15 protein-coding genes are annotated in these 15,409 nt (G+C 74.6%); 9 read left to right on the plus strand and 6 right to left on the minus strand.

Annotated elements, in window-relative coordinates:
- Positions 1 to 7: 7 nt before the first annotated feature.
- Positions 8 to 868, plus strand: a complete 861-nt coding sequence (locus V7E46_RS06755) for a crotonase/enoyl-CoA hydratase family protein (protein ID WP_333767556.1) — start codon at positions 8 to 10, stop codon at positions 866 to 868.
- A 154-nt stretch (positions 869 to 1,022) separates the two neighbouring features.
- On the opposite strand, the gene V7E46_RS06760 is transcribed toward V7E46_RS06755, so the two are convergent.
- Positions 1,023 to 1,529, minus strand: a complete 507-nt coding sequence (locus V7E46_RS06760) for an anthrone oxygenase family protein (protein WP_333767557.1) — start codon at positions 1,527 to 1,529, stop codon at positions 1,023 to 1,025.
- Positions 1,530 to 1,703: 174 nt separating this feature from the next.
- Here V7E46_RS06760 and V7E46_RS06765 point away from each other — a divergent pair, with 174 nt between their 5' ends.
- From V7E46_RS06765 to alc, 3 genes are all read left to right on the plus strand, one after another.
- Positions 1,704 to 2,678, plus strand: a complete 975-nt coding sequence (locus tag V7E46_RS06765) for an AraC family transcriptional regulator (RefSeq protein WP_333767558.1) — start codon at positions 1,704 to 1,706, stop codon at positions 2,676 to 2,678.
- A 93-nt stretch (positions 2,679 to 2,771) separates the two neighbouring features.
- A complete protein-coding gene (locus V7E46_RS06770; RefSeq protein WP_333767559.1) occupies positions 2,772 to 3,710 on the plus strand; it encodes a LysR substrate-binding domain-containing protein in 939 nt (312 codons plus the stop codon).
- A 98-nt stretch (positions 3,711 to 3,808) separates the two neighbouring features.
- The gene (gene alc, locus V7E46_RS06775; protein WP_333767560.1) at positions 3,809 to 5,059 is read left to right on the plus strand and encodes an allantoicase; all 1,251 of its coding nucleotides are present in this window, start codon (positions 3,809 to 3,811) and stop codon (positions 5,057 to 5,059) included.
- Positions 5,060 to 5,092: 33 nt separating this feature from the next.
- On the opposite strand, the gene V7E46_RS06780 is transcribed toward alc, so the two are convergent.
- Genes V7E46_RS06780 through V7E46_RS06790 form a run of 3 tightly spaced genes read right to left on the minus strand, consistent with a single transcriptional unit; the run spans position 5,093 to position 6,987 of the window.
- The gene (locus V7E46_RS06780) at positions 5,093 to 5,524 is read right to left on the minus strand and encodes an ankyrin repeat domain-containing protein (protein WP_333767561.1); all 432 of its coding nucleotides are present in this window, start codon (positions 5,522 to 5,524) and stop codon (positions 5,093 to 5,095) included.
- 9 nt (positions 5,525 to 5,533) lie between these two features.
- The gene (locus tag V7E46_RS06785; protein WP_333767562.1) at positions 5,534 to 6,178 is read right to left on the minus strand and encodes a hypothetical protein; all 645 of its coding nucleotides are present in this window, start codon (positions 6,176 to 6,178) and stop codon (positions 5,534 to 5,536) included.
- 32 nt (positions 6,179 to 6,210) lie between these two features.
- Positions 6,211 to 6,987: a maleylpyruvate isomerase N-terminal domain-containing protein gene (locus tag V7E46_RS06790; RefSeq protein ID WP_333767563.1), complete on the minus strand. Its 777-nt coding sequence runs from the start codon at positions 6,985 to 6,987 to the stop codon at positions 6,211 to 6,213.
- 250 nt (positions 6,988 to 7,237) lie between these two features.
- On the opposite strand from V7E46_RS06790, the gene V7E46_RS06795 reads away from it, so the two are divergent.
- Both V7E46_RS06795 and V7E46_RS06800 read left to right on the plus strand, forming a co-directional pair.
- The gene (locus V7E46_RS06795) at positions 7,238 to 9,292 is read left to right on the plus strand and encodes a DUF5107 domain-containing protein (protein ID WP_333767564.1); all 2,055 of its coding nucleotides are present in this window, start codon (positions 7,238 to 7,240) and stop codon (positions 9,290 to 9,292) included.
- Between the two features lie 161 nt (positions 9,293 to 9,453).
- On the plus strand, positions 9,454 to 10,521 hold the full coding sequence (locus V7E46_RS06800; RefSeq protein ID WP_333767565.1) for an RNA ligase (ATP): 1,068 nt from the start codon (positions 9,454 to 9,456) through the stop codon (positions 10,519 to 10,521).
- Between the two features lie 62 nt (positions 10,522 to 10,583).
- On the opposite strand, the gene V7E46_RS06805 is transcribed toward V7E46_RS06800, so the two are convergent.
- Positions 10,584 to 11,189, minus strand: coding sequence for a GNAT family N-acetyltransferase (locus tag V7E46_RS06805; protein ID WP_333767566.1), 606 nt, complete (start codon positions 11,187 to 11,189; stop codon positions 10,584 to 10,586).
- 148 nt (positions 11,190 to 11,337) lie between these two features.
- Here V7E46_RS06805 and V7E46_RS06810 point away from each other — a divergent pair, with 148 nt between their 5' ends.
- A complete protein-coding gene (locus tag V7E46_RS06810) occupies positions 11,338 to 11,766 on the plus strand; it encodes an SseB family protein (protein ID WP_329173456.1) in 429 nt (142 codons plus the stop codon).
- A gap of 90 nt (positions 11,767 to 11,856) precedes the next feature.
- Here V7E46_RS06810 and V7E46_RS06815 read toward each other — a convergent pair whose 3' ends face one another.
- Positions 11,857 to 13,329, minus strand: coding sequence for a bifunctional phosphatase PAP2/diacylglycerol kinase family protein (locus tag V7E46_RS06815; RefSeq protein ID WP_333767567.1), 1,473 nt, complete (start codon positions 13,327 to 13,329; stop codon positions 11,857 to 11,859).
- A gap of 53 nt (positions 13,330 to 13,382) precedes the next feature.
- On the opposite strand from V7E46_RS06815, the gene V7E46_RS06820 reads away from it, so the two are divergent.
- Together V7E46_RS06820 and V7E46_RS06825 are read left to right on the plus strand one after the other, a co-directional pair.
- On the plus strand, positions 13,383 to 14,042 hold the full coding sequence (locus tag V7E46_RS06820; RefSeq protein WP_333767568.1) for an HAD family hydrolase: 660 nt from the start codon (positions 13,383 to 13,385) through the stop codon (positions 14,040 to 14,042).
- Between the two features lie 96 nt (positions 14,043 to 14,138).
- The gene (locus tag V7E46_RS06825; protein ID WP_333767569.1) at positions 14,139 to 15,353 is read left to right on the plus strand and encodes an aminotransferase class I/II-fold pyridoxal phosphate-dependent enzyme; all 1,215 of its coding nucleotides are present in this window, start codon (positions 14,139 to 14,141) and stop codon (positions 15,351 to 15,353) included.
- The last annotated feature ends 56 nt before the right edge of the window (positions 15,354 to 15,409 follow it).

Below are 15,409 nucleotides of genomic sequence, written 5' to 3' on the forward strand. Positions count from 1 at the left end.
CGCCGCCATGCCGGAACAGCCGGAACCGTACGGACCCGCCGTACGGATCGAGCGCGAGGGGGCGGTGACCACCGTCGTGCTGTCCCGCCCCGCGGCCCGCAACGCCGTGGACGGCCCCACCGCACGGGCACTCGCCGACGCCTTCCGCGCCTTCGACGCCGACGACGGAGCGGCCGTAGCGGTGCTCTGGGGCGAGGGCGGCACCTTCTGCGCGGGTGCCGACCTCAAGGCGATCGGCACCGCCCGCGGCAATAGCGTCACCGACGTCCCCGGCGGCCCCGTCGCCGCAGGCGCGGCCCATGGCGACGGCGCGGCACCGCATGGTGACGGCGTCGCGCATGGCGACGGTCCCATGGGGCCGACCAGGATGCGGCTCGGCAAACCGGTCATCGCGGCCGTGTCGGGACACGCGGTCGCGGGCGGCCTTGAGCTGGCGCTGTGGTGCGACCTGCGTGTCGCCGAGGAGTCCGCCGTCTTCGGCGTCTTCTGCCGTCGCTGGGGCGTCCCGCTGATCGACGGCGGCACCGTGCGGCTGCCCCGGCTCATCGGCGCCGGCCGCGCCATGGACCTCGTCCTCACCGGCCGGCCGGTGGACGCGGCCGAGGCACTGGCCATCGGCCTCGCCGACCGCGTCGTCCCCACCGGCGCCGCCCGCGCCGCGGCCGAGCGACTCGCGGCCGAGATCGCCGCCTTCCCGCAGACCTGCCTGCGACACGACCGGCTCGCCCTGCTGGAGCAGCAGGGACTGCCGGAAGACGCCGCCCTTGCCGTGGAATTGGCCCACGGCCGCGTCTCCCTGGCCGAGGCGGCACAAGGCGCGGCCCGCTTCGTCGCGGGCGAGGGACGGCACGGCGCCTTCGGCGGCTGACGCCGGGCCAGGACGCGCCCGCCGGACGGGCGTTGACGGAAGGCGCCCAAGCGGTCGACGCTCACGCGAGGGGTGGGCCGCTCCCCTGTGGCGGCCCACCCCTCGCCGGTCGCGACAGCCGCCGGCTCCGGCGGAGCCGGGGCGTACCGGCGTATCACGCGCGGCCCGTGCTGCCCGCCACCCGCATCGCCCACGCCAGGCAGCCGAGCGCGCCGGTGGTGACCAGGGTCCGCGCGATGTTCCAGTGCACCCACGTGGACTCGAACCGCGCCCGTACCGCCGCCGGATCGTGCAGGCGCCCCGGCGCGCCCGCGTCCGCCAGCCGGTCGTTGAGCGGCACGCTGAAGCCCATGGTGATCACCAGCGAGGCCGTGTAGAGCACCACGCCCGCAATGATCCACGGCAGCGCGGACCGCCCCTCCCCGCCGCGGTGCATCACCGCCGCGAGCACACCGAGCACCAGGGCGCCGCCGAAGGCGAGGGCGAACCAGCCGTTGAGTATTGCCGCGTTCACGCGCTGCATCGTCTCGATGAGGGTGCGGTCGCCGGCCTTCGCGAGACCGGGCATGACGGCGACGGAGAAGGCGAAGTAGAGGCCGGCCATCAGGCCGGTGGTGAGGGTGGCGGCAAGCAGCACCAGGCTGCGCAGGTCGCCGTTCATGACAACTCCTCGGGTGGGGCGGTGCGTGGCATACGGCGCGGGGACTCGGGTGTGCGCGACCGGTGCGATGCGCGTGTTCTGCGTCATGACCTCAGTGAATCCGCCCGGACCTCGGCCCGGCCATCGCCGAAAAGCTCGTCCCCATACGCAGGCGTCCAGCTTTAGGCTGTGGCCATGGACGCGCTGGCCAATCTGCTGGACGGCCCGCGGGCGCGGGGTGCCTTCCTGCTGCGGTCGGTCCTCACCCCGCCCTGGTCGGTGAGGATCGCCGACCTCGCGCCGCTGACCCTGGTGCACATGGTCCGCAACGACGCCTGGATACGCACCGACGACGGCCCGGCGCGACTGCTGCGCCCCGGCGGCATCGCGGTGATCCGCGGGCCGGAACCGTACACCGTCGCGGGCGACCGGGACACCGAACCGCAGATCGTCATCAGGCCGGGCCAGGTCTCCACCGATCCCGACGGCGACGAATTGTGCGAGCGGATGGACCTGGGGGTGCGGACCTGGGGCGACGATCCCGGCGGGGCAGGCGGCCCGGTCGGCGAGTCGCCCGCGTCTGCGGTGATGATCAGCGGGACCTACCAGATGCGCGGCGAGATCAGCAGCCGGCTGCTGTCCGCGCTGCCCCGGGTGCTGGTGCTGTCGGGCGACGCCTGGTCGAGCCCGCTGCCCGCGCTGCTGAGCGAGGAGATCGTGCGGGACGAGCCCGGTCAGGAGGTGGTGCTCGACCGGCTGCTCGACCTGCTGCTGATCGCGGTGCTGCGGACCTGGTTCGCCCGGCCCGAGACCGCCGCGCCCGCCTGGTACGCCGCCCAGGGCGACCCGGTCGTCGGGCCGGCGCTGCGCCTGCTGCACGACGATCCCGCGCACCCCTGGACGGTCGCGGAACTGGCCGCCAGGACCGGGGTGTCCCGGGCCGCGCTCGGCCGCCGCTTCACCGACCTGGTCGGCGAGCCCCCGATGGCGTATCTGACCGGCTGGCGGCTCGCCCTGGCGGCCGACCTGCTGCGTGAACCGGACTCCACCGTCGCCTCGGTCGCCCGCCGGGTCGGCTACGGCAGCCCCTTCGCGCTCAGCTCGGCCTTCAAGCGGGTCCGCGGCGTCAGCCCGCAGCAGCACAGGGAGCGCACCGCGCCGGCCTCGTAGCACCGCGGCCCGCGTCCGGAGGCCGGCCGAATACCGGGGTCCGCGCCCGGGCGTCGGCAGAACGTTCCGGCGGGGAATGTTTAGGCTGGCTGAATGAAGGACTGGGACCTCCGCAAACTGCAGATCCTGCGCGCCCTGCACGACACGGGCACCGTCACCGCCGCCGCGGGCGTGCTGCGGATGACACCGTCGGCCGTGTCGCAGCAGCTGGCCGCCCTGTCCAAACAGGTCGGCACGCCCGTCATCGAGGCGCGGGGCCGCGGCGTCCGGCTCACCGGAGCCGCGCACCTGCTGCTGCGGCACTCCGAGATCGTCTTCGCGCAGCTCGAACGCGCCGGGGCCGAGATCGACGGGTGGGCGCAGGGAGAGGCCGGCGTGGTGCGGGTCGGGACCATCGCCACCGCGATCACCCGGCTGGTGGTGCCCGCCGCGGCCCTGTTGCGCCGCAGCTCGCCCGGCATCACGATGTCGGTGCGGGAGGCCGAGGCCGCCGAGGCGTACGAGCAGCTCGCCGCCGGTGACGTCGATCTCGCGCTGTCGCTCGCGGTGGACGCGCCGACCGCTCGGGACCCGCGCTTCGTGCTCTTCCCGCTGCTCACCGATCCGCTCGACATCGCCCTGCCGCCCGGCCACCCGCTGGCGGCGGCGCCCGCGCCGCGGCTGGCGCAGCTGGCGGAGGAGCCGTGGATCTTCGGCAGCCGGGGGCCGTGGCGTGACCTCACCCTCGCGGCCTGCGCCGACGCCGGGTTCGTGCCGGAACAGGCGCATGCGGCGACGGACTGGCCGGCGATCTTCTCGCTCGTCGCGGCCGGGATGGGGATCGCGCTGGTGCCGCGGATGGCGACCGCGGGCGGGCTGCGCCAGGAGGTCGTCGTCCGGGCGCTGGAGGCGGACCGGCCGCGCCGCCGGATCGTCGGGGCGGTACGCGGCGGGGCGCAGGACGCACCCTTGTTGCGGCGGATGCTCGACACACTGCGGCAGGCCGCCGACCTCGACCCACTGTACAGCACAACTGAAAGATCTATTCAGTAAGTTTCGATGGACGTGAACGGTGGTCGCATCGGAGAGTGGAGGACAGAAAGAGATCGGAGCAGGCGAGCGAAGAGAAACCGAAGAGAGGCGGACGGGCGATGACAAGGACAGTGGCCGGCGCGGGGTCGGACGTGGGTGTGGGCGCGAGTGCCGGGACGGGCGCTGAGGCAGGGGCGACGTTCACCGCGCTGACGTCCTTCACCGGGGACGCGCTCCCGTACGCGGGCGGCAATCCGTTCGCGGACTACCGAAGTACGGACCTGGGCCCGGCCGGGCTCGCGCGATTCGCCGACCTGGCCGACCGCAGGCTCGGCGCGGGGGTGATCGCGGCGAACGACGAATTCTTCGCCGATCGGGAGAATCTGCTGGTACGGGGTCCGGCCGTCTTCGATCCCGAGCGCTTCGGGCACAAGGGCAAGATCATGGACGGCTGGGAGACCAGGCGGCGGCGCGGGGCGTCGGACCAGATGCCGCACCCCGACCCGGCCGACCACGACTGGGCGCTGATCCGGCTGGGGACACCCGGGGTGATTCGCGCGGTCATCGTCGACACCGCGCATTTCCGGGGGAATTACCCGCAAGCGGTGTCGGTGGAAGCAGTCGCGGCGTCACCGTGGGCGTCGCCGGACGAGCTGCTGGATCCGGCGGTGCGCTGGACCGAGGTGATACCGCGGACCGCCGTCGGCGGCCACGCCGAGAACGCCTTCGCGGTGCATGTCGAGCGCCGCTTCACCCATCTGAGGCTGCGCCAGTATCCGGACGGCGGCGTGGCGCGGCTGCGGGTGCTGGGCGAGGTGGTGCCCGACCCGGCGTGGCTGGCGGGCCTGGGAACGTTCGACATGGTGGCGCTGGAGAACGGCGGGACGGTGGAGGACGCCTCCGACCGCTTCTACTCACCGCCCGAGCACACCATCCTGCCGGGCCGCTCGCAGAAGATGGACGACGGCTGGGAGACCCGGCGGCGCCGCGACCTCGGGCACGACTGGATCAGCTATCGGCTGGTCGAGCATGGCGAGATCCGCGCTGTCGAGATCGACACCGGGTATCTCAAGGGCAATGCGGCGGGCTGGGCGGAGCTGTGGATCAGGGACGGCGAAGGTTCCGGGCCGGGCGGTGGCTCCGAGGCTGCCGGGCCGGGCGGGGGAGAAGGCTCCGGATGGGTCAGGCTGCTGGACCGGGTGCGGTTGCAGCCCGACACGGTCCACCGCTTCCTTGTTGAGCCGCGGCCGGCCACCCATGTGAGGGTCGACATCTTCCCGGACGGCGGGATAGCCCGGCTGCGGCTGCACGGCTCCTTGACCGAGCAGGGCGCGGACCGACTCGCCCGGCGCACCGAGGCCATCGCCTGACCGGGCGTCATCCGCCGCTCGGCCGGGAGGGGGTCACCCGGCACTGAAGAGCGTGAGCAGGTCGTGCTTGCCGAACAGCCGGGCCGTGTCGATCGCCGACGGCGCTCCGGCGGCCGGGTCGGCGCCCGCCTCGACCAGGGCACCGATCACGTCCTGCTCGCCCTTGAAGACCGCGCCGGCCAGCGGGGTCTGGCCGCGGTCGTTGGCCCGGTCGGCTTCCGCGCCGCGGGCGAGCAGCGCCCTGACGGTGTACGCATGACCGTGATAGGCGGCGAGCATCAGCAGCGTGTCACCGCGGTCGTTGGTCAGATTCGCCGGGACGCCGGCGTCGATGTACGCGGCGAGCTTCGCGGTGTCGCCCTGCCGGGCCAGGTCGAAGACCTGCGCGGCCAGTTGCAGCACCTCGGGGTCGTGGGCGGGTTCGTGCTCGGCGTCGGGAGTGTGTCCAAGGGGCGGCTCGGTCATGGGCCCACCCTATGCAGGGCACTCGCCGTCGAAGAACGAGATCACCACCCGCTGCGGCGCGCCATCACCCACCCGGATGTCCAGGGGCACGCACGCCTTGCCGTCGCCCGCCACGAAGAACGCACCCAGATAGGAGGTCGCCGCATCAGCACAGCCGTGGAAGGTCACCGCAGGCGCGGGCGCCATGCCCTGGCTGCCGCCGAATTCCAGACCCGCCCGGGCACGCTGCTCGGCGCCGATGGTGAGGGTCACCGCCCCGCCGTCCCGCACGGAGGTGCCGATCAGATAGTGCCAGCCGTCCGCATTGCGCACGCCGTGCGCGCCCTGGTCGCCGCCGGCCAGACCGCGCAGACCGCGCAGAGTCAGCGGACCGACCGTCACGTCGTCCCGTCCCGGGCTGGGCGACGGCGAGCCGGGCGGTGACCAGGGGCGGCCGGTCGCGGAGGCCGAGCCGGTCCCGCTGCCGGGCAGCGGAGTCGCGCCGTCCAAGCAGTCGACCGGGCGGGGGTGGTCGATGCTGCCCACCGGGGGTTCGGGGGATCCGGTGGGGAGTGCCGCTCCGGGCGGGTCGTGGTGACCGCCCCATGAGCAGCCCGCGATCAACAGCAGCGCCACACCCGTCACACCGGCCGCCTGCCACCCTCGACCTGACATGGGCATCACCCCTTTATCAGGACGGTACGTCCTCAGTCGAGCGGCGGCCAGACCACCAACTGCCGTACGAGGGCGTCGTCGCCGGTCACCCGCAGGGTGCCGCTGTCCCAGGGGACGCGGCGGTAGAGGGCCAGCAGGAGGTCGCTCGCCGGAGCCCACACGGTCGCGTCGGCCTCGGGCCTGCCCTCGCCGGTCGCGCTGCGGACGGCCGAGGCGCCGGTTTCGTCCAGGATCAGCGTCCAGGTCCGGCCCTCGTCCGCCACCAGCGCGACCCGGGAGGGGGAGTGCGGCCAGCCGTCCATCGAACCGAAACCGACATGGAGGAACTCATCGATCGCATCCATCGCGAGCCCGGACGGCAGGGGTTCGGGCACACCCGCGGCGTCCTGGGCGTCCCTGACATGCACCGCCGCCAGCTGCACATGGTGCCGGGCCACCGCGCCGGCCGTGGCGGCGTTGCCCGAGTCCGCCCACCAGGTCCAGCACCGCGCGTCCGCACCCGCTGCGCGCAGCGCACCGAGCAGTGCCACCGTGGAGCGCGCCGACCACTCCAGCAGATCACCGGTCGGCGTGCGGTCCGGCACCTCGCCGTCGGCCGGCGGACGGGGCGCGGGACCGGCCGCGACGGTGGCGGCCCAGAAGCGCTGCACCCCGCCGACATGCTCAAGCAGGTCCGGCACCGTCCAGTCGGGGCAGGCCGGAATCCGGCTGCCGGAGGGCGCCTTGCCTGCCGCGGACCGCAGGGCGGCGGACCGCTCCTCGATCTGGTCGAGCCATTTTTCGAACCGCGGCTCCGGCGACGTCGTCATGGGCTCCGTTGTAGCAGCGAACACCGACAACCAACCCGGTCGGGGGCGAGTCCGACAAGCCCGCCACCATGGTGACCGATTACGGCAGTTTTGCCCAACCCTGACTCGGGCAGGGCCTGTTCAGAGCGCGGCGAAGGCTGTTCCATGGTGATCGTCGGCCCTGCTGGTCCTGTCAGGTCCCGCACACCCGACGACCGCCGCCGCGGACCACGGCGGCCGAGCCGTACCCGACGAACCGGATGAGGTGGCCTTGGCTACGACCGTGCGCAGTACGAAGGTGAGCATTCCGGCCGCCCCGCTCGGACCGGAGAATCCACTGCCCGCGCTGCGCCCGCGCGGTGAACTGCACCGGCTCGACCCGGCCGACCTCGACGGGCTGCCCGCCGACATGGCACGGCAGATCGGGTACGGACCGATGAGTACGGTGCTCCCGGTGCGGCTGCTCGACGGCTACGGGCGGGACCGCGAGCCCGCCGAGCTCGACGCCCTGGTGATCGAGAACAGCCGGCTGCGCGCCACGGTGCTGCCGGGCCTCGGCGGGCGGCTGTACTCGCTGTTCCACAAGCCCACGGGGCGCGAACTGCTCTACCGCAACCCGGTGTTCCAGCCCGCGGACTTCGCGCTGGCCGGCGCCTGGTTCTCCGGCGGGGTCGAGTGGAATCTCGGCACCACCGGGCATGCCGCGCACACCTGCGTCCCGCTGCACGCCGGCCGGGTGCCGGCGCCCGACGGCGGCGAGATGCTGCGGCTGTGGGAGTGGGAGCGGCTGCGCGACCTGGCCTTCCAGATCGACCTGTGGCTCCCGGAGGACTCCGACTTCCTCTACGTCGGCATCCGGGTCCGCAATCCGCACGACCGCACCGTCCCCGCCTACTGGTGGTCCAACACCGCGGTCCCCGAGACCGACCGCACCCGCGTGCTGGCCCCCGCCGAGGCCGCCTGGCACTTCGGGCACCGGCGCGCACTCCGCCATGTCGGGCTGCCCGCCCCGGCCCCCGGCGGCCCGGACGTCAGCTACCCCACCGGTTCGCAGCACCCGGCCGACTACTTCCTCGACATCCGCGGCGAGGACCGCCGCTGGATCACCGCGCTGGACGGCGACGGCCACGGACTGGTCCAGACGTCCACCGACCTGCTGCGCGGCCGGAAGATCTTCCTGTGGGGCCGGGGCAGCGGCGGCCGGCGCTGGCAGGACTGGCTCACCGAGCCGGGTACCGGCGGCTATCTGGAGATCCAGGCGGGCCTGGCCCGCACCCAGTTCGAGCACATCCCGATGCCCGCCGACACCGACCTTTCCTGGCTGGAGACCTACGGCCCGCTCAGCGCCGACCCGGACCTGGTGCACGCCGAGGACTGGGCCACCGCCCGCGCCGAGGCCGCCGCCCGGCTGGAGGCGGCCCTGCCGCGCGTGACCGTCGACACCGCGTACGCCGACTGGCTCGCGCACGCCGACGCGGACCCCAAGGACATCCTGGCCACCGGTTCGGGGTGGGGCGCCCTGGAGATCGCGCGCGGCCACTTCCCACTGCCCGGCACCCCCTTCGAGCCCAGCACCCTCGGTGACCCGCAGAAGCCCTGGCTCGAACTGCTGGTGGCCGGCGTCTTCCCCCGGCCGGCCGCCGGCGCCGCGCCGGGCCCCTGCCTGGTCTCACCGCAGTGGCGCGAACTGCTGGAGTCCGCTGACACCTACCCGGGCAACGAATGGTTCCGCGACTACTACCTCGGCATAGCCCAGTGGGCCGCGGACGACCGCGCGCAGGCCGTCCGCAGCTGGGAGCGTTCGCTGGCCGCCCACCCCTCGCCGTGGTGCCATCGCGCGCTGGCGGTCGCCGACGCCGCCGCGGGCAGGACGGAGCAGGCCGCCGAGCGCTACACGGCGGCCTGGGACAGCCTCAGGGCCGGCGCCGGGCAGTACGGACCCGAGGCGCGGGCCGTCCAGCGCGCGCTGCTCGTCGAGGCCGTGCCCGTGCTGCTCGCCGCCGGCCGGGCCGCCGACGCCGACCGCATCATCGCGGAGCCGGCCTTCGGCGGGACCGTACCGCTGGACGACGGGCGGATCAGGCTGCTGCGCGCCCGTACCGCACTCGCCCGGGGGGACGCGGCCGGCGCGCGCGCCCTGCTGGACGCCGGGATCGTCGTCACCGACCTGCGGGAGGGCGCGGAGGAGCTGAACGAGACCTGGTACGCCGTCGCGGAAGTCCTGCTGGCCGGCGACGGCGAGATCACCGACGCGGTGCGCGCCGCGGCCCGGGCCGAGCACCCGCTGCCCGCCCACTACGACTTCCTGATGCGTCCCGACAGCTGAGACGCCCAGCAGTTGACGGGCAGTCGGCCGCGCGGGCCGCCGACCGCCCGCGGCGGTAAACCGGTGGCCCGGCCCGCGCACCTCCCGTCACAGTGGTCGCTGCGCCCCCTGACCAGGGGGCGACGCCGTACCGACGGGGGAGTCGGGGGAGGGGGACAGCCATGTCCACACTGCGGGTGACCGCCGAGCAGCTGACCATCGTGGAGCACCCGGACGCCGACGCGCTGGAGCTGGCACAGGTCGGCCTGTATCGCGCGGTGGTCGCCAAGGGGGCGTACCGCACGGGGGAGTTCGCGGTGTACATCCCCGAGCAGGCGGTGCTGCCCGACCCGCTGATCGCCGAACTCGGCCTCACCGGTCGGCTCGCGGGCGGCGCGGCCAACCGGGTCAAGGCGGTACGGCTGCGCGGGGAGCTGTCCCAGGGCATCGTGTGCCGCCCGGCCGCGCTGGAGGGCAGCGACCTGGCACGCGCGTCCGCCGCGGACGAGGACTTCGCCGAGCGGCTCGGCATCACCAAGTGGGTGCCTCCGGTGCCGGTCTCGATGAGCGGCGACGTGGAGTCCGCGCCGGACCTGCTGCCGTGGATCGACATCGAGAACCTCAAACGCCACCCGGACATCTTCGCGCCCGGCGACCTGGTCACCGTCACCGAGAAACTGCACGGTACGGCCTGCTGCCTGACCTTCCACGCCGATTCGGGCGCCGTCCACGTCACCTCCAAGGGCCTGGGCTCGCAGCGACTGGCCCTCACCGAGGCACCCGGCAATCTCTACTGGCGTGCCGTGCGCGGCCACGGCCTGCCGCAGCTCGCCGCCGACCTGGCCGGCAAGCTCGGCGCGACCAGGATCGGCATCTACGGCGAGGTCTACGGCAGCGGTGTGCAGGACCTCGGCTACGGGGTCGACGCGCGCCGCGCACTGCCCGGTTACGCCGCCTTCGACGTGTGCGCGGAGATCGGCGGCCGGCTGACCTGGCTCGACCCGGCCGAGCTCCCGGTCGGGCAGCTGCCGCTCGTGCCGCGCCTCTTTCACGGCCCCTTCGATGTGGACCGGGTCCTTGAGCTGGCCCAGGGCCGGGAGACCGTCTCGGGCCGGGGCGCGCACATACGCGAGGGCGTCGTCGTACGCACCGCCGACGACACCTACAGCCCCGTCATCGGCGGCCGGGCCATCGCCAAGGTGGTCGGCGACGCCTATCTGACCCGCAAGGGCGGCACCGAGTACGAGTGACCGCCCCGGCACCCACTGCTCGCACGGCCCGCCAGCCCGCCGGGCCAGCCCGCCGGCCGGGGTCAGGCCGCCAGCCGGGCGCGCAGCCGCTGCCGCGCGTCCGGCCACTCGTCGGCCAGCAGCGAGAAGAAGACGGTGTCGCGCCAGGTCACCCCGTCCGACCGCAGCCGGTGCCGCCGCCACACTCCCTCCCGGACCGCGCCGAGCCGTGCGATGGCCTGCTGCGAGCGGGTGTTCAGCAGATCGGTCTTCCAGCAGATCCGGCCGTAGCCCAGATCGTCGAAGGCGTGCCCCATCAGCAGCAGCTTCGCCTCGGTATTGACCGCCGTACGCCAGTACGCCCGCCCGTACCAGGTCCAGCCGATCTCCAGCCGCTCGTCGGCCGTGCTCACATCGAGGTAGGTGGTCCAGCCGACCGCCTGCCCGCCGGCCCGGTCGAGCACCGCGAAGGCCAGCCCGCCGGCGGCCTCGGAACCGGCGACGACACCGGCCGCCAGCGCGCGTATCGCGTCCTCGCTGCGCGGCGGCTCCACCGGCAGCCAGCGCCACACGTCCTCATCACCACCGCCCGCGGCGAACAGCGCGGCGGCGTGCGCGGGCGGATCCAGCGGTTCCAGCCGGACGTGGCGGCCTTCGAGGACAGTGGGTGCGGGGCTCGTGGCGACCATGCGCGCACGCTAACCGGCCAGGGAGGGGCCTGGTCAACGTCATTTCGCCGGTCGGACGGCATGGTCCGCCGGTGGATGGGTACGCGCCGGGTTCAGCCAGTGACCGTAACCGTAGGACGAGCCCCCGCGGCGAGAGGACACAGAAGCGATGACCGACAACATCAGCCCCAACGGCGCCCTGCCCCCCGCGCAGCGCGCGCTGCACGAGATCGCGAGCGGCAGCGAGAACGTCATCGCGCTCAGCACCCTCGCGGTCAGCGAAGTGCTGCTGCCCGTGCCGGGCCTCGACGACGAGCCGGAAGTCATGGGCGGCGCCGAGCCGCCCCAGGAGATCCAGCTGCCGGTCTACGAGCAGGAGGACGGCAGGCAGCTGGTGCCGGTCTTCACCTCCGAGACGCGGATGGCGGACGCGCTGCCGACGACCCGCCGCTACCGGCTGGTACAGCTCGCCGCGCTCAGCGGTGCCTGGCCGTCGGACGAGCTGATCCTCTCGATCGACACCGGCAACGCCGACGCGCTGAGCATCTCGGGCGAAGGCGTACGCGCCCTGGCCGGTCTGGCCGGCGGCACCAACTGACCGACCCGGCGGACCACCGCACCGGCCCCGCGCAGCACTGGCGGACCGGTGCGGCCGTGCGTTCAGGGCCATGCGTTCAGGGCCGTGCGCTCAGGTCCGGCCGCGGTAGACCACGAGCCCGCCTTCGACCTTGTCGAGCAGCAGCTCCCGGGGCGCAGGAGCCACCTCGCCGTCGCACGCCAGATGGACGCCCGGCCCCGGTACCCGTACCCGCAGCCTCGGCACCGCCGCGGCCTCGTAGACCGGCGACCTGGTCAGCACCCCGGTCAGCGCCGCGCCCACCAGCCGGGTCCTGGCGTACGGGCCGCCGTCCACGATCCGCACGTCGAGCCGCCCGTCGGCCAGGTCGCGGCGGCGCACCGGCGCGAGGCCCACGCTCGAATAGCGGCAGTTCCCCGCGAAGAGCAGCCACACCGAGCGCGGCCTGCCGTTGATCTCGATGTCCACCGGCTCGCAGGTCCGCAGCACGTGCACCGCGGCCAGCAGGCTCGCCGGCCACGACCCGACCCGCCGCGACCAGCGCTCCCGCACCCGCACCAGGTCCGGGTAGGAGCCGATGCTGAACGTGTTGAGGAACGGCTCCCCCACCCCGTCCGGCGTGTCGAGCACCGTGGTGCGGGCCACGTCCACCCGCGCCGCCCGCCCGTCGAGCACCGCGGCCGCGGTGTCCTCCACCGTGGCCAGGCCCAGGTCGAGCGCGAAGTGGTTACGGGTCCCGCCGGGGAAGACCGCCAGCGGCAGCCCGTGCCGCAGCGCGACCGCCGCCGCCAGCCGTACCGTCCCGTCGCCGCCGCACACCCCCAGCGCGCCGCCCAGCTCGACCGCGGTCCTCGCTGCCTTCTCCAGCGCCTCCGCCAGGTCGTCGTCCTCCGTGCACTCGGTGACCCCGGCCTCCGGCAGCGCCGCGGCGATCCGCACCTCGGGCGTGGTCAGCAGCGGCGGCGGCCCCGAGGCGGCGTTCACCACCACCTGGAGCCCGCGCCCGCCTGCCAGCGACGGCGCCCGCGCCGCGGCACCCGGCTCCGGAGTGCCCGGCGCGGGCGGCAGCAGCGCCCGCACGGTCAGCGCCGCGCCCACCCCCAGCGCGCAGCCCACCAGCACATCGCTCGGGTAGTGCACCCCGGTGTAGATCCGGGAGAAGGCCACGCTCGCCGCCAGCGGCGCCACCGCGGCGCCCCAGCCCGCCGACTCCATCGCCGCACCGACCGCGAAGGCGGCGGCCGAGGCGGAGTGCCCGGAGGGGAAGGACGAGGTGACCGGCTGCCGGTTCAGCCGCCGTATCACCGGCACGGCATCCAGCAGCGGCCGGGAACGCCGCACGGCGCCCTTGCCCGCGGTGTTGACCGTCAGCGACGCCAGCGCCAGCGACCCCATGCCGCGCAGCGCCGCCCGCCGCCCGTCCCTGCCGCCCGTCACCGCCATGCCCGCCGCGACCGCGCACCACAGCCGCCCGTGGTTCGCAGCCCGGCTCAACCGCGGCAGCACCGGCTCGGCGCCCGGCCAGTGCCGGCCCGCCACCTCGGCGAAAAGCGCCGTGTCCCAGTTCTTCCATGGGTATGCCATGCCTGCCGGTTACCCAGGGCCGGGCGGTGCACGCGCAGGGTACGCTCACTCGGGTGAACGACACCCGCCTCGGACGCCCGGACCTGGTCATCTTCGACTGCGACGGGGTCCTGGTCGACAGCGAGAAGATCGCCGTCAGGATCGACGCGCGGATGCTCGCCGACCTCGGGTGGCCGCTGTCCGAGGACGAGATCGTGGAACGCTTCGTCGGCCGCTCCTTCGCCGACATGGCCGCCGACATCGCCGCCCACCTCGGGCGCCCGCTCCCCGACGACTGGGACGCCCGCCACCGGCAGCTCTACCGCGACGCCTTCGAGGCGGAACTGACCCCGGTCGACGGCATCGTCGAAGCGCTCGACGCCCTCACCCTGCCGACCTGCGTCGCCTCCAGCACCAGCCACCCCGGCCTGCGCCACACCCTCGGCCTGACCGGGCTGTACGAGCGCTTCGCCGGCCGCATCTTCAGCGCCTCCGAGGTCGCCCGCGGCAAACCCGCCCCCGACCTCTTCCTGCACGCGGCCCGCACGCTGGGTCTCGACCCGTCGCGCTGCGCGGTCGTCGAGGACAGCCCCTACGGCGTCGCGGCGGCACGCGCGGCCGGCATGCGCGCTTACGGCTACTGCGGCGGCCTGACCCCGGCGCACCGCCTCGAAGGCCCCGGCACCACCGTCTTCGACGACATGCGCGAACTCCCGGCGCTGCTGGGGGACTGACCCGGTGCGGCCCCCCGTCGACCGGCGCTGCTGGTGCGGGAAGCGCCGCGGCGAGGGAAGGTGGGCTCACGGGGCGCCTACCAGCGGAGGTGCGCAATGCCGACCACCCTGCCGCACGACGTGCGGCCGGAGCCCGGCCTTCCGGTACCCGCGTACTGGCCCGCCCACCTGTCCGCGGCCACGACCGGCAGCGAACCCGCGGGCGGCGGGCCGCGCCTCCTGGACGCCGCGTGCGGCCACTTCACCCGGCGCGGCATGTGGAGCGGCCCCGGCCAGGTGCTCGCCGGCCCCGGCGCCGAATCGCTGCTGCTCGCACTGCTTGCCGCGTCCGGCGGCGACGCGGTGCTCGCCCGGCCCGCCCCCGCCTGGCAGGCGCCGGTCGCCGCGCTGGTCGGCCGACCCGTCCACGCGGTGCGCAGCGCGCCCGAGGGCGGTGGTGTGCCGGACCCGTTCGCGCTGCTGGAGACGGTGCGCAGGGCCAGGGCCGCGGGCGCGGACCCGCGGCTGCTGGTGCTCTCGGCGGCCGACGACCCGACCGGGACGGTGACCGCGCCGGAACTGCTGCACGAGACCTGCGAGGCCGCGGCGGAGGCCGGGCTCCGGGTCGTCTCCGACGAGACGTACTCCGACACCCTGCACCACCGCGACACCGTGCTGCTCAGCCCGGCCGAGATGCTGCCCGACCACACCGTCGTCCTCACCGACCTCGGCGCCAGCCTGGCACCCGCCGCCGTGCCCGTCGCTCTGGCCCGCTTCCCCGCCACCGCCCACGGCACCGCGTGGCGCGAGCGCACCGCGGCGGCGCTCGCCGCGCTGCGGGCCGTACTGCCCGCGCAGGTCGCCGCCGCCACCGCGTACGTGCTCAGCGAGCCGGCCGAGGTCACCGAGCTTGCCGCCGCCGCGAACCGCCTGCACGCCAGGACGGCCGCCGCCGCGTACCGGGCGATCACCGGCACCGGCGCGGTGTGCCGCCCGCCGCAGGCCGGCTTCCAGCTCTACCCGACGCTGCGCACCCCCGACCTCGACGCGGCCGCACTGGAGGAGCACCTCACCGCCGCGCTCGGCAGGACCGTACCCGGCGGCCACCGCTTCGGCGACGACCCTGCGGAACCCCGGGTGCGCATCTCCACCGGCGTCCTGCACGGCCGCACCGAGGGCGAACGCCGTACGGCGCTGGCCGCCGCCGACCCGCTCGCCGTTCCCCACGTGGCGGCGGCGCTGGACGCGCTCACCGCCGCCTTCAGCGCGTTGACCGGCCCTGATGTGGTCAGCGGTTCGGCCGATCTCGGATCGCGGGGCCGCGCGGGCTGATTTACGTTCGAGGCGTCGCCCCGCCCCGCGACCCGGCTCCCCGCGAACCCGGCGCC

The sequence above is a fragment of the Streptomyces sp. IBSBF 2435 genome (genome assembly GCF_036815005.1).
GTDB lineage: Bacteria > Actinomycetota > Actinomycetes > Streptomycetales > Streptomycetaceae > Actinacidiphila.